The sequence below is a fragment of the Pseudooceanicola nanhaiensis genome (genome assembly GCF_020171315.1).
Classification (GTDB): domain Bacteria; phylum Pseudomonadota; class Alphaproteobacteria; order Rhodobacterales; family Rhodobacteraceae; genus Pseudooceanicola; species Pseudooceanicola nanhaiensis_A.
On sequence record NZ_JAIUZP010000001.1, the window covers coordinates 157,434 to 174,149 of the forward strand.

General features: G+C 67.1%; 15 protein-coding genes and 1 riboswitch. Of the genes, 10 read left to right on the forward strand and 5 right to left on the reverse strand.

The annotated features are described in order from the left end of the window. Positions 1-12 precede the first annotated feature (12 nt). A complete protein-coding gene (locus tag LCM32_RS00740) occupies positions 13-1,749 on the reverse strand; it encodes a heparinase II/III family protein (protein WP_224819152.1) in 1,737 nt (578 codons plus the stop codon). A gap of 198 nt (positions 1,750-1,947) precedes the next feature. On the opposite strand from LCM32_RS00740, the gene LCM32_RS00745 reads away from it, so the two are divergent. Then, the gene (locus LCM32_RS00745; RefSeq protein WP_224819153.1) at positions 1,948-4,113 is read left to right on the forward strand and encodes an esterase-like activity of phytase family protein; all 2,166 of its coding nucleotides are present in this window, start codon (positions 1,948-1,950) and stop codon (positions 4,111-4,113) included. 121 nt (positions 4,114-4,234) lie between these two features. Here the strand turns inward: LCM32_RS00745 and recR are convergent, their stop codons facing one another. From recR to guaD, 3 genes are all read right to left on the reverse strand, one after another. Next, on the reverse strand, positions 4,235-4,831 hold the full coding sequence (recR, locus tag LCM32_RS00750) for a recombination mediator RecR (RefSeq protein WP_224819154.1): 597 nt from the start codon (positions 4,829-4,831) through the stop codon (positions 4,235-4,237). A 7-nt stretch (positions 4,832-4,838) separates the two neighbouring features. Further along, positions 4,839-5,183 carry a YbaB/EbfC family nucleoid-associated protein gene (locus LCM32_RS00755; protein WP_222491725.1) on the reverse strand — a complete coding sequence of 115 codons (345 nt, stop codon included), beginning with the start codon at positions 5,181-5,183 and terminating at the stop codon, positions 4,839-4,841. Positions 5,184-5,334: 151 nt separating this feature from the next. Then, the gene (guaD, locus tag LCM32_RS00760) at positions 5,335-6,624 is read right to left on the reverse strand and encodes a guanine deaminase (protein WP_412070650.1); all 1,290 of its coding nucleotides are present in this window, start codon (positions 6,622-6,624) and stop codon (positions 5,335-5,337) included. Positions 6,625-6,824: 200 nt separating this feature from the next. Between guaD and mgtE the strand changes: the two genes are divergently transcribed. From mgtE to gltX, 5 genes are all read left to right on the forward strand, one after another. After that, entirely contained in the window at positions 6,825-8,309 is a 1,485-nt protein-coding gene (mgtE, locus tag LCM32_RS00765; protein ID WP_224819155.1) for a magnesium transporter, read from the forward strand. Further along, on the forward strand, positions 8,306-8,863 hold the full coding sequence (locus tag LCM32_RS00770) for a 5-formyltetrahydrofolate cyclo-ligase (protein ID WP_224819156.1): 558 nt from the start codon (positions 8,306-8,308) through the stop codon (positions 8,861-8,863). Before mgtE ends, LCM32_RS00770 begins: the two co-directional genes overlap by 4 nt. A gap of 40 nt (positions 8,864-8,903) precedes the next feature. Continuing rightward, positions 8,904-9,983 carry a putative zinc-binding metallopeptidase gene (locus tag LCM32_RS00775; RefSeq protein WP_224819157.1) on the forward strand — a complete coding sequence of 360 codons (1,080 nt, stop codon included), beginning with the start codon at positions 8,904-8,906 and terminating at the stop codon, positions 9,981-9,983. A 393-nt stretch (positions 9,984-10,376) separates the two neighbouring features. Continuing rightward, positions 10,377-11,528: a hypothetical protein gene (locus tag LCM32_RS00780; RefSeq protein ID WP_224819158.1), complete on the forward strand. Its 1,152-nt coding sequence runs from the start codon at positions 10,377-10,379 to the stop codon at positions 11,526-11,528. Between the two features lie 143 nt (positions 11,529-11,671). Then, positions 11,672-12,997 (forward strand): glutamate--tRNA ligase, encoded by a 1,326-nt coding sequence (gene gltX, locus LCM32_RS00785; protein WP_224819159.1) that lies wholly within the window; start codon positions 11,672-11,674, stop codon positions 12,995-12,997. A 429-nt stretch (positions 12,998-13,426) separates the two neighbouring features. Here gltX and LCM32_RS00790 read toward each other — a convergent pair whose 3' ends face one another. Then, positions 13,427-13,999, reverse strand: coding sequence for a gamma-glutamylcyclotransferase family protein (locus tag LCM32_RS00790; RefSeq protein ID WP_224819160.1), 573 nt, complete (start codon positions 13,997-13,999; stop codon positions 13,427-13,429). 100 nt (positions 14,000-14,099) lie between these two features. Here LCM32_RS00790 and LCM32_RS00795 point away from each other — a divergent pair, with 100 nt between their 5' ends. The 4 genes from LCM32_RS00795 (at position 14,100) to LCM32_RS00810 (ending at position 16,708) form a co-directional block, all read left to right on the forward strand. Continuing rightward, positions 14,100-14,564, forward strand: coding sequence for an RrF2 family transcriptional regulator (locus LCM32_RS00795; protein WP_224819161.1), 465 nt, complete (start codon positions 14,100-14,102; stop codon positions 14,562-14,564). Between the two features lie 124 nt (positions 14,565-14,688). Further along, positions 14,689-14,771, forward strand: a riboswitch (glycine riboswitch). A 78-nt stretch (positions 14,772-14,849) separates the two neighbouring features. Next, complete coding sequence (gene gcvT / locus LCM32_RS00800) at positions 14,850-15,971, forward strand: glycine cleavage system aminomethyltransferase GcvT (RefSeq protein WP_224819162.1); 1,122 nt, start codon at positions 14,850-14,852, stop codon at positions 15,969-15,971. 19 nt (positions 15,972-15,990) lie between these two features. Continuing rightward, positions 15,991-16,350, forward strand: a complete 360-nt coding sequence (gcvH, locus tag LCM32_RS00805; RefSeq protein ID WP_224819163.1) for a glycine cleavage system protein GcvH — start codon at positions 15,991-15,993, stop codon at positions 16,348-16,350. Positions 16,351-16,354: 4 nt separating this feature from the next. Continuing rightward, positions 16,355-16,708, forward strand: coding sequence for a VOC family protein (locus LCM32_RS00810; protein ID WP_224819164.1), 354 nt, complete (start codon positions 16,355-16,357; stop codon positions 16,706-16,708). Positions 16,709-16,716: the final 8 nt, after the last annotated feature.

Sequence of the window (16,716 nt, forward strand, 5' to 3'; positions counted from 1 at the left end):
AGTTATGTTGCGTCAGCTTCCGGCGTCGCCGTCGTCCCGGTGCAGGTCCCGGATGGATATAGGGGTGTCCTGCGCCTTGGCCAGCGACCAGCGGATGCGGGTCGCATAAAGCATCGCGCGGGAGGATAGAACGATTTGTTTGGTCGCGCGGGGCTTCAAACGGTTCTTTTCCAGGTAAACCGAGGGGTCGAGGCGCAATTCGGCCTTCCCATCGTGCCGGAAGACCCACAATTCCCCCGATTTCAGCGCCAGAGAGACCGCCGTGCCCCCCATATCGATCTGCGCTTCGACGTCCGGATGCAGGTGAAACCGGATCTGATAGGGGATTCCCCCAAGGCTGGCCGAATCCATTGCCTTGTCGAACCGCTTCTTCTCGCGGTCCTCGATTGCCAGCATCAGGTCCTCGCCCGCCATGCCGCGCCCGTCGAAGGTCAGCTCCAGCGTGCGGGCGTGGGTCAGGCCGTGGCTGCGCAGGTAGCCGTCGTGCCCGCCCTGGAAACGGAGGCCGTCGGGGGCCTGCGACATGCGGATCGGCACCTTCTTCGGGCCGTCGATCAGCGGCTCTCCCTGCGCAGTCGCAGGGCCGAGCCGCGCCGAGGACAGCCCCTCCAGCGCCAGCGTGGAATGCGACGGTGTCGCCCGGCCCGCGCGGCGCCACTCTAGCCCGAAGCTGATGCCCGAGCCGCAGTTCACCACCACCGGGCGGCGGCCCGAGGTCAGCTCGAAGGCGAGGGTCGAGGCATGGGCGTTCATGCTGGCCTTGCCCTCGGGCGGGGCAGCGGCGTCCACGATGACCGAGGTGCGCCCGGCAGAGAGCCGGGCATAGCCCATCGACAGGCCATCCGGGTGCCGGGTTTTCACGCCCGAGGCCGCAAGCGCGTGGTCAAGGCGCCCCTCCGCGCCCTTGCCGCCGCCGTGGAACCGCGCGAGGCTGCCGTCGGCATGGCGCAGGGTGCGCAGGGTCGGTGACATCCGTTCGATCGCGACGAGGTGCTCCTGCCGGGGCACCTGGTTCGACTCGGTCAGTACCGCCGCGGCCCAGGACAGCAGGGTGAAGACCTCCAGCAGTTCTTCCGGGTTGCGGGTGGGCAACCCGCCCTGCGCGTCGATCTGGCTGGCGCATTCCCGGGCCAGTGCGCGCGCGGCGGGGGCCACGTGTTTCTCCATCCCCTGCAGGGCGAGGCCCGCATAGATCATGCCGGTCAGCGCCTCGAACCGGGGCAGGCCGGGTGCGGCACCCTTCCAGCGGTGCGAGAGGAAGATCGTCTGCCGCGCCAGCGAGCGGAAGAAGGCATCCGCCGCCGCCTTGTCCTGACCGCGCAGCAGGAAGAGCGCGTGGTTGATCCAGCGGATCAGCCGCCGCCCGGCGAGGTCCGGCGTCCAGCCCGGCCCGCCACCACGCCCATACCGCTCGATCCAGAGCCAGAGCCATTCCTGCGCCTTGGCGCGGGTGCTCTGATCGCCCACCGCGGCGAGGTCGTCGAGCCACGAGAAGCCGTGGATCTCGTTCAGGAACGCCCGGTCCGGCATCGGAAGATCCCAGAGCGGCGCGGTGCTCTGCTCCACGAGGTGCCCCGCAAAGAGGTAGTTCCCGGCCACCAGCTGCCGCCCGCGCGCGAAGGAGCCGATGGTGCGGGGTTCTGGCTGCGAGGTGAAGGCGGTGGCAGGACGGGCAAGGCCGGACAGGCGCGCATGGAACCGGTTCAGCAGCCTCGTGCCGCGCGCCTCCCTCGTCTCCGATGCCGTCATACCCTGCCTTTCACGCTCTTTTGGCGTTGCCACGGCATCTTAGCCGCGCCTTTCCGCCAAGTCATGGCCCAAAGTCGCGGCTTCGTCCATGGCTTCACGCCCCCCGGCTCACAGGACTTCACGACGCCGTCACGAAACCGTCATCGAACTTTTGCAATCAGGGCGCAGTGCCTTCCGCAGAACCTATGGGGAGTTTCCATGTCCAAGTCTCTTATGACGGCTGCCTCTGTCCTCGCGCTCTGCGCAGGTGCGGCGCAGGCCGAGATGAATTTCAACCGCATTGCCTCCTTCGCGACCCCGGACAACATGGCCGAGGGCGAGGATCGCACCCGCGAGACCAGCGCCGAGATCATCGCCGCCACCGCGGACGGCATGACGCTGATCTACACCGACAGCCCGCTGGAAAGCGTGGGCCGGATCGACATCACCGATCCTGCCAATCCGCAGCCGATGGGCAACGTGGAGATGGGCGGCGAGCCGACCTCGGTCGGTGTCATCGGCGAAACCGCCTACATCGGCGTCAACACCTCCGAGAGCTTCACCAATCCCTCGGGCAAGCTGGTCGCGCTGAACGTCGCCACCGGTGAGGTTCTGGGCGAATGCGAACTGGGCGGGCAGCCCGATTCGGTCGCCGTGGCCAAGGACGGCAGCTTCGTCTCCGTCGCCATCGAGAACGAGCGCGACGAGGACCTCGGCGACGGCCGCGTGGGCCAGCTGCCTGCGGGTTACCTCGCCATGGTGCAGCTGACCGACGGCGCGATCGCCTGCGACACGCTGAACAAGGTCGACCTGACCGGCCTGACCGAGATCGCCCCCGAAGACCCCGAGCCCGAATTCGTGGACATCAACAGCCTCGGCGAGACGGTGATCACGCTGCAGGAGAACAACCACCTCGTCATCGTCTCGAAGGACGGTGAAGTGCTGTCGCATTTCTCCGCCGGTGCCGTTGACCTCGAAGGCATCGACGCGACCGACGAACGCGCCGCGCTGATCTTCAACGAAAGCCAGCCGGGCCGCAAACGCGAACCCGACGCGGTGAAATGGATCGACGACGATCACTTCGCCATCGCCAACGAGGGCGACATGGACGGCGGCTCGCGCGGCTGGACGATCTTTGCCAAGGACGGCACCGAGGTCTACGAAGCCGGCACCTCCTTCGAGCAGGCGCTGATCATGATCGGCCACTACCCGGACAAGCGTTCCGACGCCAAGGGCGTGGAGCCCGAAAGCATCGAGACCGCCACCTTCGGCGGCACGCCGATGGTCTTCGTGGGCTCCGAGCGCGGTTCGGCCGTGGGCGTCTACGACGTGACCGATCCCGCCGCACCGGTGCTCAAGCAGGTTCTGCCCTCGGGCATCGGGCCGGAAGGTTATGTCGCCATCCCCGAGCGCAACCTGCTGGTCTCGGCCAACGAGAACGACCTGATCGAGGATGGCGGCGTGCGCGCCCATGTCATGCTCTTCGAATATCAGGACGCACCGGCGGCCTATCCGACCCTGACCTCGGAAGGCATGGACGAGCTGACCGGCTGGGGCGCGATCTCCGGCATGGTGGGCGACGCGGAACAGCCCGGCATCCTCTATGCCGTGAACGACAGCTTCTATGGCTACCAGCCCACGATCTTCACCATCGACGCCACGTCGAAGCCCGCGAAGATCACCAAGGCGCTGCGCGTCACCCGTGGCGGTCAACCGGCGCAGAAGCTCGACATGGAAGGCATCACGCTGGACGGCAAGGGCGGCTTCTGGGTTGCCTCCGAGGGCCGCACCGACCGTCTCGTGCCCCATGCGCTCTACAACGTGAACGCCAAGGGCGAGATCAAGAAGGAGATCGCCCTGCCTGCCAGCCTGCTGGCGGTCGAGAAGCGCTTCGGCTTCGAAGGGGTGACCCGCGTCGGCGACACGCTCTGGATGGCCGTGCAGCGCGAATGGGCCGATGACGAGAAGAACCACGTCAAGCTGGTGTCCTACAACATCGAGACCGGGGAATGGGGCGCCGTGCTCTACGAGAAGGCCGCGCCCGCGACCGGCTGGACCGGCCTGTCCGAGATCGTGGCCCACGGCGACTACTTCTACGTGGTCGAGCGGGACAACCAGATCGGCGCCGCCGCCGTGACCAAGAAGATCTACCGCATCCCCGCCGCCGAGATGGTGCCCGCGCCGCTCGACGGGGAACTGCCCGTGGTCAGCAAGGAAGAGGTCCGCGACCTGATCCCCGACCTGAAGGGCTGGGGCGGCTATGTCGTCGACAAGGTCGAGGGTCTGGCCGTGGATGCGGCAGGCGAGGTCTTCGTCTCCACCGACAACGACGGCGTGGACGACAGCTCGGGCGAGACCTTCTTCTGGTCCATCGGCAAGATGTGACCGGAACCACCCACCAATACGCAAAGGGGCGCCCCATCGGGCGCCCCTTTCGCGTTCATCGGTCTTGCAGGAGGCCGGTCTTGCAGGATGCCACTGCGCCCTGCAGCAAACGCGCCGTCGCTCAGATGTCCTTGCGCGCCCTGAGCGCCGCGCTGATCGTCCCGTCGTCGAGGTAGTCGAGCTCGCCTCCGATCGGCACGCCCTGCGCCAGCGAGGTCAGCCGCACCCGGCCTTCCAGTTGGTCGGCGATGTAATGTGCGGTGGTCTGGCCATCCACGGTGGCGTTCAGCGCGAGGATCACCTCGTTCACGCCCTCGTCGGCCACCCGGCGCACCAGTTTCGGGATGCCCAGCTCGTCTGGCCCCACCGCGTCCAGCGCGCTCAGCGTGCCGCCAAGGACGTGATACCGCCCCCGGAACACGCCTGAGCGTTCCATCGCCCAGAGGTCGGCCACGTCCTCCACCACGCAAAGCTCGCCATTGGCGCGTTTCTCGCTCAGGCAGATGTCGCAGCGGTCGGCCGAGCCGAGGTTGCCGCAGACCACGCATTCCCGCACCGTGCTGGCCACCCGAGCCATCTGGTCGGCCAGCGGGATCAACTGCAGGTCGCGCCGCGCGATGAGGTGCAGCACGGCCCGCCGGGCCGAGCGCGGCCCGAGCCCGGGCAGCCGCGCCATCATCTCGATCAGCGCGTCGATATCGGAGGTGGCCTCGGTCAAGCGCGCCTCAGAACGGCATCTTCATGTCGGCCGGCAGGCCGAGGCCCTCGGTCAGCTTCGACATCTCGGCCTGCGACTTGTCCTGTGCCTTCTGCTGCGCGTCCTTGATCGCCGCGAGGATCAGGTCCTCGACCACTTCCTTCTCGTCGGGGTTGAAGATCGACGGGTCGATGTCGAGCCCGGTCAGAACCCCCTTGGCGGTGCAACGCGCCTTCACGAGGCCCGCGCCGCTTTCGCCCTGCACTTCGAGCGTTTCCAGCTCTGCCTGCAGCTCGGTCACCTTCTGCTGCATTTCCTGCGCGGCCTTCATCATCTTGGCCATGTCGCCGATCTGTCCCAGACCCTTGAACATCGTTCTGTCTCCCAAAAGTGTCGGTTTGCCTTGCTAAACCATATCGGAAGCCGAAAGGCGATCCACAACCGCCTTCATCCACTGTTCCCAAGTATCCTCGGGGGGCACGGGGGGCAGACAGCCCCCCGCCTCTCCGCAAGGCGTGCGGCCCTCAGGTCGCGCGCCCGTTGATCCAGACCGCCCGCACCGCGCGGTCGTCGCCCATCATGATGGTCGGGAAGAGCGCCTCCCAGAGGTCGTCCGCCTCTGCCGCGCGCTGGGCGATGGCGGGGGTCGAGGCAAGGTCGAGCACCACGAGGTCGGCTTCCATCCCCGGCATCAGCCGTCCGATCCTGTCCTCCATCCTGAGCGCCCGGGCCGAACCGCCGGTGGCGAGCCAGATCAGATGCGCCGGGTGCAGCGCCTCGCCGCGCAGCTGCGCGATCTCGTAGGCCGCCGCCATGGTGCGCAGCATCGAGAAGGATGAGCCGCCGCCGGTGTCCGTCGCCAGCCCCACGCGCAGTCCCCAGGAGGCCAGTCCCATCGTGTCGAAGAGCCCCGAGCCGATGAAGGTGTTCGAGGTCGGGCAATGCACCAGCGAGGCATCGACCTCCTTCAGCCGGTCGATCTCGCGCGCCTCCAGATGGATCGCGTGGCCGTAAAGCCCGCCGGGCCCCAGCAGTCCGTGGGCCTCGTAGGTGTCGAGGTAATCGCGCGCCGTGGGGAAGAGCTCCTTGACCCAGGCGATCTCGTCGGTCTGCTCGCTCAGGTGGGTCTGCATCAGGCACTCGGGGTGCTCGGCCCAGAGTGCGCCCATGGCCGACAGCTGCTCCGGCGTGGAGGTGGGCGAGAAGCGCGGCGTGATGGCGTAGGAAATCCGCCCGCGCCCGTGCCAGGTCTCCAGCAGGGCCTTGCTGTCGTCATAGGCCGATTGCGCCGTGTCGCGCAGCCCTTCGGGCGCGTTGCGGTCCATGCAGGTCTTGCCCGCCACGACGCGCTGCCCGCGGGCCTCGGCCTCGGCAAAGAAGGCCTCCACCGAGGCGGGATGGATGGTGCAGAAGCTGACCATCGTCGTGGTGCCATGGGCGGCGGTCAGGTCGAAGTAGCGTTTCGCGATCTCCGCCGCGTAGGCGGGATCGGCAAAGCGCATCTCTTCGGGGAAGGTATAGGTGTTGAGCCAGTCGATCAGCCGCTTGCCCCAAGACGCAATCATCGCGGTCTGCGGGAAATGGGCATGGGCATCGATGAAGCCGGGCAGGATCAGCCCGTCGCCGTAATCGCGCAGCTCCGCCTCCGGGTGGGCCGCGCTCAGCTCGTCCGCGGGCCCGACAGAGCGGATCAGCCCGTCCTCGATCAGGACGCCGCCCCGGCTCTCGACCTGCGCCACCGCCTCCCAGCCCGCGGCGAAGGGATCGCCGTTCACGCTCAGCGTCTGGCCCAGCAGTAGTGTCATCTCGCCCATGGCACGCTCTCCGTTCTGAGGACATCGTTCCGATGCACCGTGGGGCAGGGTAGACGCTGCCGCCGTCCGGGTAAATCGCGGCGCTGCGTCAGGGCGCGCGCGGGGCGGCGGCGCGCGCAAATCCGCGGTGAAAACCCGCACCAAGCATTGTCTCGCCCGCTGTCTCCTCTATTCTCGGGACAAAGCAGAACGGGCAGGACATGAGCGACAGAAAAGACGACCAGACCCGCGAAGACGACCTGTCCAGCACCCGGCCCGAAGCGGGCGCGGACCCCGAGGTGCGTGCCGCCGAGGCGGCCGAGGCCATCGCGGACGTCGAGGACGACGAGGAGGAGACCCGGGCCTACGGGATCGACCGCAAGACCATCGCGGCCATCCTCTATGCCGTCGAGACCGGCGACCGCGAGGGCCTGACCGAACTGATGGAGCCGCTGCACGCGGCGGACATCGCCGACATCCTCGAACAGGTGAACGCCTACGACCGGCGCCGGATCGTCCTGCTCTATGACCGGGAACTGGACGGCGAGATCCTCTCGGAACTCGAGGAATCGATCCGCGAGGAAGTCATCCGGCTGATGAAGCCGGAGGTGCTGGCCGACGCGGTCCGGGAACTGGATTCGGACGACGTCGTCGACCTTCTCGAATACCTCGAGGAGCCGCAGCAGGAGGCGATCCTCGACGCGCTCGACGACAGCGACCGGGTCGCCGTCGAACAGGCGCTGACCTATCCCGAGGAATCCGCCGGCCGCCTGATGCAGCGCGAGGTCGTGGCGGTGCCGGAATTCTGGTCCGTGGGCGAGGCGATCGACTACATGCGCGAGCGGGATGACCTGCCGGACCAGTTCTACCACGTCATCCTCGTCGATCCGCGGATGAAGCCGGTGGCCCATGTCCAGCTTGGCCGCCTGATGGCCGCGCCGCGGGCCTCGAAACTGGCCGATATCACCGAGCCCTCCTTCCGCACGATCCCGGCGGAACAGGACGAGGGCGAGGTCGCCTATGCCTTCAACCAGTACCACCTGATCTCGGCCCCCGTGGTGGACGGGGACGAACGCCTCGTGGGTGTGATCACCATCGACGATGCCATGATCGTGCTGGACGAGGAACACGAGGAGGACATCCTGCGCCTCGCCGGTGTGGGCGAGGAAAGCTCGCTCAACGACCGGGTGTTCCAGACGCTGAAGCAGCGCTTCCCCTGGCTGGCGGTGAACCTGGCCACGGCGATCGTCGCCTCGCTGGTGATCTCGCTCTTCGAGGGAACGATCGCGCAGTTCGTGGCGCTGGCCGTGCTGATGCCCATCGTCGCCTCCATGGGCGGCAATGCCGGCACGCAGAGCCTGACCGTCGCGGTGCGCGCGATCGCCACCCGCGACCTCACCGGCTCCAACGTCTGGCGGGTGATCCGGCGGGAGGCGCTGGTGGGGCTGATGAACGGCCTCGCCTTTGCCGTGGTCATGGGGATCATCGGCATGGTCTGGTTCGGAGAGCCGAAGCTGGGCCTCGTCATCGCGCTGGCGATGGTGATCAACCTGCTGGTGGCCGGTCTGGCGGGCACGGTGGTGCCGGTCGTGCTGGAGAAATTCAAGGTGGACCCGGCGCTGGCCTCGGGCACCTTCGTGACGACCGTGACCGACGTGGTGGGCTTCTTTGCCTTCCTCGGTCTGGCCGGGATCATCCTGCTGTGAGCCTCGCAGAGGCCAAGGCAGCCGCGCGCAAGGCGGCCTTCGCCCGGCGCAAGGCGGCCCATGAGGCGGGTGGCGCGGGCCGGGCGGGCCACCTGTCACAGGTGCTGGCGGGCTATCGCGGCGTGCCGCTGGCGGGCTACATGCCTATCCGGTCCGAGATATCGCCGCTGCCCGCCATGGCCGAGGCCGCGGCCCATGGCCCCGTCGGCGTGCCGGTGATCCGGGGCGAAGGCCAGCCGCTCGACTTCCACGCCTGGGAGCCGGAGGCAGAGATGATCGCAGGCCCCTTCGGCGCCATGGTGCCTGCCGATCCCGTGCCCGTGGACCCCGAGATCCTCATCGTACCGCTGGTGGCCTTCACCCGGGCGGGCGCCCGTCTGGGCTATGGCGGCGGCTTCTACGACCGCACGCTGGAACAGCTGCGGCAGCGCCACGGCGTGCTGGCCATCGGCTTTGCCTATGCCGCGCAGGAGACCGACGACCTGCCGATGGAGGCAACCGACCAGCGGCTCGATCTCATCGTGACGGAACAGGGTGTCATAGAGATACGTTAGACCGCAGGAACCCGAACCGATCCGGAGGCACTACCACCCGATGCGCGTCTTCAACTGCACCTGCGGCAACCCGCTCTTCTTCGACAACGTCACCTGCACCGCCTGCGGGCGCTGGGTCGGCTGGTGCCCCTGCTGCGCGGGGATCTCCTCGCTGGAGGCGCTGGGCGAAGACCGCTGGCGCTGCACCACCTGCGACAGCACGTTGCTGAGCTGCGCAAATTACGCGGACGAAGGGATCTGCAACCGGATGATCCCCGAGGCGCCGGGCCCGGGCCTGTGCGACTGCTGCGCGCTGAACGAGACGATTCCGGACCTGAGCGTCGAGGGCAACCGCGCCCGTTGGGCCCGTCTGGAGGCGGCCAAGCGGCGGCTGATCTATGCGCTCGACCGGCTGGGCCTGCCATGGGGCGGGGCAGAGAGCGGGCTGGAGCCGCCGCTGAGCTTCTCCTTCATGGGCGACACGCTGAAGGGGGACGAGGTCTGGCGTTCCGCCGGGCCGGAAGAGCGCGTCTATACCGGCCACGCGGGCGGCCATATCATCATCAACATCGCCGAGGCCGATGACGCCGAACGCGCGCGCCTCCGCGTCGATCTGGGAGAGGCGCACCGTACCCTGATCGGCCATTTCCGCCACGAGGTCGGCCACTACTACTGGGACCTGCTGATCAAGGGACAGGACGAGGCCGCCTTTGCCGCGCTCTTCGGCGATCCGAACGAGGATTACGCCGCCGCGATGGAGCGCCATTACGCTGAAGGCCCGCCGCCTGACTGGCAGCAGCGCTACATCAGCGCCTATGCCACGATGCACGCCTGGGAGGACTGGGCTGAGACATGGGCGCTCTACCTCGACATTGCCAGCGTGCTGGACACGGCGGGGGCGCTTGGCGTGACGCTGGGCCCGCCCGCCGACACGGCGGAGGCGATGGTACGCCGGTACCAGTCTCTCGGGCTGATCCTGAACGAGTTGAACCGGGAGATGGGGTTGCTCGATTTCGTCCCGGAAGTGATCAATCAGCCGGTGATCGAGAAGCTGGAATACGTCCATGGCGTGATTTCACGCGCCGCGCACGCCCGCGCACAGGCCCGAACACAGGCGGGCGATTCGCGCCTCGCGGTCTGAGGTCGCCACATTTGCGCCACAATTAAGTCCAGATGTTGCCGCAAAGCGCGAAATCGAATGCATGCCGTCGTCATGCATTCGGCATCCCCTGCGCGTTTTCAGCGGGTTGGGCACAACCCCTTCGTGTGCCGTCGTTGCGGCGGCACGCGGGAATAAGGCCCAACTTTGTCAGGATTTAGGTACATCTTAGACGCATATTATTCGAAAATAAATCTTGATTTTTGAATATATGTTTCCACTCCCGAAATCCATTGTCGCCGTTTTCGCAGTGGCGCGCGGCCCCGATCCGGCCCCCTGAATAGGGTCAGGCAGCGTGTTTTGCAGCCCGGCCCGGAGGAGGGCCAGTGACCCCGGATCGTTTCCGGGGAGGGTAACGAGTAGGAGCAATTTCCGATGTTTAAGCTATTCAAATCTGTCCTGACGACGGACCACGACTCGGACACCGACGGGTCCGGGCTGGGCGGTCTGCTGGAGGAAGGCGGCCTCGTCGACGACCTGCTGGGCGACGGTGGTGTCGTCGACGACCTTCTCAACGATGACGAGACCGAGGACCATTCCCGCACCGATGGCGCCGATGACGACCTTCTTGGTGAAGGCGGCATCCTCGACGAACTGGCCGGGGACGGGGGCATTCTGGACGAATTCCTCACCGGCGATGACAAGCCGGATTATTCCGAAACCGACGGCGTGGTGGACGGGCTGCTGGGAGAGAGCGGCACCGTGGATGAACTGCTGGGCGACGGCGGCACGGTCGACAACCTGCTGACCGGCGACCGTCATGCGGATCATTCCGACACCGACGGCGTGGTGGATGGCCTGCTGGGCGATGGCGGCACTGTCGATGAGCTGATCGGCGACGGCGGGACACTGGATGATGTCCTGCATGGCGACAGCCACGTGGACTACGGCGAAAAGGACGGCCTCGTGAACGACCTCGCCGACGAGGACGGTCTCGTGGACGATCTGCTGGGCGACGGCGGCGTGGCGGACGCGCTGCTCAACGGCGATCACGAGGGCGACGGGACCGAGACCTCGGGCCTTGTGGACGGGCTGCTGGACGAAGGCGGCATCGTCGATGAACTGGCGGGCGACGGCGGCGTGGTGGACGAATTCCTCACCGGCGACGACGAGGCCGACGGCTCGCGCACCTACGACCTGGCCGAAAGCCTCGTGGGGGAGGGCGGCATCGCCGACGAACTTCTGGGCGATGGCGGCACGGTCGATGACCTGCTGACCGGCGACAACCACCCCGACAACACCCGAACGGACGACCTCGTGGATGACCTCACCGGGGAGGGCGGGCTTGTCGATGAACTCGCCGGTGACGGTGGCCTGGTGGACGACCTGCTGACCGGCGACGATGACCCGGATTACAGCGAGACCGACGGCGTGGTGGACGATCTCCTTGGCGACGGCGGGGCGGTGGATGAGCTGCTCGGACCGGGGGGGCTGCTGTCCACAGGTCTGCTGGATGACGAATACGGCCATGACGAGGTGGAATGGTGCGAGGAGGAACCGGAGGAGGATTTCTGCGACTTCCTCTGATTTGAGCCTCCCGGGCGGGGGCCGCCCCCACGGCCGCCCGCCCACAGCGCGGGGCCTGCACGCCGCAGGCCCCGCGTCTTTCATTGGCCGGAATGGACAATTGCCGCATTTCGTGACAAAGCGCGCGCAACAGGAGTTTGTCCATGACCACCACACGTTTCGCCCCTTCGCCCACCGGCCACATCCACGTGGGCAACCTGCGCACCGCCCTGTTCAACTGGCTGATCGCCCGGAAGTCCGGCGGCACCTTCATCCTGCGGATCGACGACACCGACGCCGAACGCTCGAAGGAAGAATATGTCGACGGCATCAAGCGCGACCTCGAATGGCTGGGCCTGACCTGGGACCGCGAGGAGCGCCAGTCGCTGCGGCTGGACCGCTACGCCGAGGCTGCCGACAAGCTGCGCGGGATGGAGCGGTTCTATGAATGCTTCGAAACGCCGGTCGAACTGGACCTGAAGCGCAAGAAACAGCTGAACATGGGCAAGCCGCCGGTCTATGACCGCGCCGCGCTGTCGCTGTCTCAGGCCGACAAGGACAAGCTGCGCGACGAGCGCGGCCAGGGCCACTGGCGCTTCCTGCTCAAGCAGGAGCGGATCGAGTGGACCGATGGCATCCTCGGCGACATTTCCATCGACGCGGCCTCCGTCTCTGACCCGGTGTTGATCCGCGGCGACGGTCAGGTGCTCTATACCCTCGCCTCCGTGGTGGATGACGTGGAGATGGGCGTGACATCGATCGTGCGCGGCTCGGACCACGTGACCAACACCGCGACGCAAATCCAGATCATCGAGGCCCTCGGCGGCACCGCGCCCGCCTTTGCCCACCATTCGCTGCTGACCGGCCCGTCGGGCGAGGCACTGTCGAAACGCCTCGGCGCGCTGTCGATCCGCGACCTGCGCGCCCGTGGTGTCGAGCCGATGGCCCTGCTGTCGCTGATGGCGCGGATCGGGTCGTCGCAGCCGGTGGAGCTGCGCGACAGCCCCGAGGACCTGCTGGAAGGCTTCGACCTGACGCATTTCGGCGCGGCGCCCACCAAGTTCGACGAGAACGACCTCTTCCCGCTGACGGCGCATATCCTGCAGCAGAAGTCCTTCGACGAGGTGAAGGACCGCGTGCTGGCCACCGGCGTCCCCGCCGACAAGGCCGAGCAGTTCTGGACCGTCGTGCGCGACAACATCACCGTGCTGGACGACATGGACGCCTGGTGGACGCTCTTCGCGGAAGGGGCGGAGCCCGACATCGCGGAAGAGGACAAGGACTTCATCGCCGAGGCGATGACCCTGCTGCCGCCGCCGCCCTACGACACCGAGACCTGGGGCAAGTTCACCGCCGAGGTGAAGGAAAAGACCGGCCGCAAGGGCAAGGGGCTCTTCATGCCGCTGCGCAAGGCCCTGACCGGTCAGGCCCACGGGCCGGACATGTCCGCCGTGCTGCCGCTGCTGCAGAATGTGAAGGCCAAGGGCTGAGAGGCTCCGGATTTGAGGAAGAGGCGCGGGGCATCCTGCGCCTTTTTTCGTTTGCGGGTGGCCGTGTCGCTTCGCTGGCGTAGGACTTGGCGGCATTGTCGAGCCGCCGCCTCCGATATGGCGGCCACTGCCGGTGTGACTCCCGCCGCTCCATGGTAGTGGCTGTCACAGTTCCTCCCTCGTTGAAGACCACCCGCGCGGGACAAGGCCGCAGGCCGCCGCGCATCGCCGGCGCGCCCCCACGCGGCGGCGATTTGGTGAGGCTGGGCGGTCCCCCGAGGGGGCACGATATGTGTGGCTGAGATAAACTGCTCGCCAGAGAAGTCCGGATCGCCCCCGCGCGCGCCGACGATGCGCGGCTTCGTGTTTAGACGAGAGGCCGCGCGTCGTAGACCTTCGTCCTTGCCGCCTCAGCTTCGCCCAACCGCCTCACCCCAGCGGCCGCAGCTCGCTGCCCAGCCGTCCCAGCATCGCATCGACGAAGGCCCGCTCGTCCGCCGCCAGTTCCCGATGGCGCGGATAGAGCGGCGCTGCGCGGTCATCCAGCACGGGGCTGTCCCAACCATCCGTCGTAGCGAAGAAGCGCTCCGCCCCGTCCTCGCCGAACTCCCGCAGGTAGCCCTGCACCACCACGTCGAGATAGCTCAGCAGGATCGGATGCAGCGCGTCCGCCCGGGGATGCTTGTCCTCGGGGATGGTGTAGATCGCGATCTCGGCCGGCTGCACGAGGTCATGCAGCACCGCCCCGCCATGGGGCACCCGGTCATAGGCGAACTCCCGGTCGTCGAGCGCCTGCCAGTCGGCGCCGGGCACGGCGGCGATCAGGCCCTCGATCTCGGTCCCGGGCGCGGGTACGGCGGTCAGGATCGCGAAGGGACGCAGCGCCGTGTGGCGCCAGAGCCGCCGCCAGCCCCGGGCCGTCGCAGGCCGGATGTCGCCGTAATCGTGGGTCGTCCGGTTCACCAGAGAGCCGTAGCCGAAAAAGTAGGGATTATTTTGCATCTTTTCTCCGGAATTTGATCTGAATCATGTAGTCACCTTTTCCGGCCCTGCATCCTCTCCGCAGTATTTCCAGTTCAGATGTTCCAGTGGAGGCACGGTTATGCGGCTGACGAAACGGACCAATATTTCGATGCGCGTCCTGATGTACTGCGGCGCGAACAACGATCGACTTGTCACGAAATCCGAAATCGCGGAGTGCTGCAACACCTCCGAGAACCATCTGGCGCAGGTGATCAACCGGCTTGGCCAGCTGGGCTTCCTGCACACGCAGCGCGGGCGCAACGGTGGCATCACGCTGGGCCGTCCGATGGAAGAGATCACCGTCGGCGAGGTCTTCCGCGCCGTCGAATCCAGCGTGCCGATCACCGAATGCTTTGCCGAGGGCGAGAACACCTGCCCGCTGGTGGATGCCTGCAAGCTGCGCCCGGCCATCGCCCGCGCGACCGAGGCCTTCTATCAGGAACTCGACGGGATGCTGCTTTCCGAACTGGTCTGCGGCAATGACTCGCTGATGCAAATCATGGCACCGGCGGCCTGCATGTCGCGTCCTGCGCTCCACGCCTGATGTCCCCCCTTGCCAGAGCGCGCGCGCTTGGCTATCGCTGACGAAATCGGACAGGGAGAACCGGCCCAGCCGGTGCCGAAGGAGCAACCGCCCCGGAAACTCTCAGGCCCCACGGACCTGCCGATACTGAAACTCTGGAGAGAGGCCCCTTGATTTGGGGTCCGCCGAAGGGATAGCGATCTCAGGCAAACGGACAGAGGGGGCATCGCGGCGCGGGGATACCCCCTGCGCGGGCGCGGTGCCGGGCGCAATCCGTCATCCCGCCCCTCGACAAGGAGGGACGCTATGAGCGATCTGGAAGAGCTGCCGCTGGCAGCCCTGCATCGTGAACTGGGGGCCAAGATGGTTCCCTTCGCGGGCTACGAGATGCCGGTGCAGTACACTGCCGGCGTCATGAAGGAACATCTTCACACGCGCGAGGCCGCGGGCCTCTTCGACGTCAGCCACATGGGGCAGGTGATCCTGCGCGGGGCGGATTACGCCACCATCGCCGCTGCCTTCGAGACCCTCGTGCCGGTGGATGCCATCGGGCTGAAGGAGGGCCGTCAGCGCTATGGCTTCTTCACCAACGAGGCTGGCGGCATCCTTGACGACCTGATGTTCGCCAACCGGGGCGATCACCTCTTTGTCGTGGTGAATGCCGCCTGCAAGGCCGCCGACATCGCCCACATGACGGCCAACCTGCCCGGCATCAAGGTCGAGGAAATCACCGGCCGGTCGCTGCTGGCGCTTCAGGGCCCCGCGGCCGAGGCGGCGCTGGCCAAGCTCGCCCCCGAAGTGGCGGATATGAAATTCATGGATGTGCGCGACGTGACGCTGGCAGGCGTGACCTGCTGGGTCTCGCGCTCGGGCTACACCGGCGAGGACGGCTACGAGATCTCCGTCCCCGACGCGCAGGCCGAGGAACTGGCCCGCGCCCTGCTGGCGGATGAGAGCGTCCTGCCCATCGGCCTTGGCGCGCGCGACAGCCTGCGGCTGGAAGCCGGGCTCTGCCTCTACGGCCACGACATCGATGAAACCACCAGCCCGATCGAGGCCGGCCTGATCTGGGCGATCCAGAAGGCCCGCCGCGCAGGCGGTGCCCGCGAGGGCGGCTTCCCCGGGGCAGAGCGCATCCTGCGCGAGATCGCCGAGGGCCCGGCCCGCAAGCGCGTAGGCCTGCGCCCCGAGGGCCGTGCGCCCATGCGCGAGGGCGTGGCGCTCTTTGCCGATGCGGACAGCACCGAGACGATCGGTACGATCACCTCGGGCGCCTTCGGCCCGACACTGGGGGCGCCCATGTCCATGGGCTATGTCCCCGCGGACATGGCAGCGCCCGGAACGGCGCTTTCCGGCGAACTCCGGGGCAAGCGAGCACCGCTGACCGTTGACAGCCTGCCCTTCGTTCCCGCCAACTTCAAACGCTGAGATCTGGGAGACACCCCTCATGAAATACACCGAAGAACACGAATGGCTGAACCCCGAGGGCGACCTGATCGTCGTGGGCATCACCGAACATGCCGCCACCCAGCTGGGTGACATCGTCTTTGTCGAGCTGCCCGAGGTGGGCACCGAAGTCTCGAAGGAAGACGAGGTCGTGGTGATCGAGTCGGTCAAGGCCGCCTCGGACATCCTCGCGCCGCTGGACGGCGAGATCGTCGAAGTGAACGAGGCGCTGGCCGACAACCCCGGGGCCGTCAACGACGACCCGATGGGCGAAGGCTGGTTCTTCAAGATCAAGCCCTCGGACGCCTCCCAGATGGAGGATTACATGTCCGAGCAGGAATACCTCGACCTGATCGGCTGAGCCCATGGCGGTGCGGCGGATCGTGGCGAACCTCGCCTGTGACGATCCGCAGGCGCTCGCGGTGTTCTACCGCGCGCTTTTCGACCTCGACGTGGCGATGGACCTCGGGTTCATCGTCACGCTGAACGCAGCGGCGCGGCAGGACGTGCAGCTCTCGCTGGCCTCCGAGGGGGGATCGGGCACGCCGGTGCCCGCCCTCTCGATCGAGGTCGACGATCTGACCCTCGTCCTCGAAGCCGCCCGCGCCCGGTCGATCCTCATCGCCTATGGCCCGGTGGATGAGCCGTGGGGCGTGCGTCGCCTCATGCTGCACGATCCCGCCGGCCGCCTGATCAATGTCCTGACCCATCTCAGCTAGACGGCAAG

Bases quoted from the DNA above. Each gene is read 5' to 3' on its own strand.
- gcvH (WP_224819163.1), top strand. From the start codon at position 15,991: ATGAAATACACCGAAGAACACGAATGGCTGAACCCCGAGGGCGACCTG.
- gltX (WP_224819159.1), top strand. From the start codon at position 11,672: ATGACCACCACACGTTTCGCCCCTTCGCCCACCGGCCACATCCACGTG.
- LCM32_RS00810 (WP_224819164.1), top strand. From the start codon at position 16,355: ATGGCGGTGCGGCGGATCGTGGCGAACCTCGCCTGTGACGATCCGCAG.
- LCM32_RS00745 (WP_224819153.1), top strand. From the start codon at position 1,948: ATGTCCAAGTCTCTTATGACGGCTGCCTCTGTCCTCGCGCTCTGCGCA.
- gcvT (WP_224819162.1), top strand. From the start codon at position 14,850: ATGAGCGATCTGGAAGAGCTGCCGCTGGCAGCCCTGCATCGTGAACTG.
- mgtE (WP_224819155.1), top strand. From the start codon at position 6,825: ATGAGCGACAGAAAAGACGACCAGACCCGCGAAGACGACCTGTCCAGC.
- guaD (WP_412070650.1), bottom strand. From the start codon at position 6,624: ATGGGCGAGATGACACTACTGCTGGGCCAGACGCTGAGCGTGAACGGC.
- LCM32_RS00755 (WP_222491725.1), bottom strand. From the start codon at position 5,183: ATGTTCAAGGGTCTGGGACAGATCGGCGACATGGCCAAGATGATGAAG.
- LCM32_RS00740 (WP_224819152.1), bottom strand. From the start codon at position 1,749: ATGACGGCATCGGAGACGAGGGAGGCGCGCGGCACGAGGCTGCTGAAC.
- LCM32_RS00775 (WP_224819157.1), top strand. From the start codon at position 8,904: ATGCGCGTCTTCAACTGCACCTGCGGCAACCCGCTCTTCTTCGACAAC.
- LCM32_RS00780 (WP_224819158.1), top strand. From the start codon at position 10,377: ATGTTTAAGCTATTCAAATCTGTCCTGACGACGGACCACGACTCGGAC.
- LCM32_RS00795 (WP_224819161.1), top strand. From the start codon at position 14,100: ATGCGGCTGACGAAACGGACCAATATTTCGATGCGCGTCCTGATGTAC.
- LCM32_RS00790 (WP_224819160.1), bottom strand. From the start codon at position 13,999: ATGCAAAATAATCCCTACTTTTTCGGCTACGGCTCTCTGGTGAACCGG.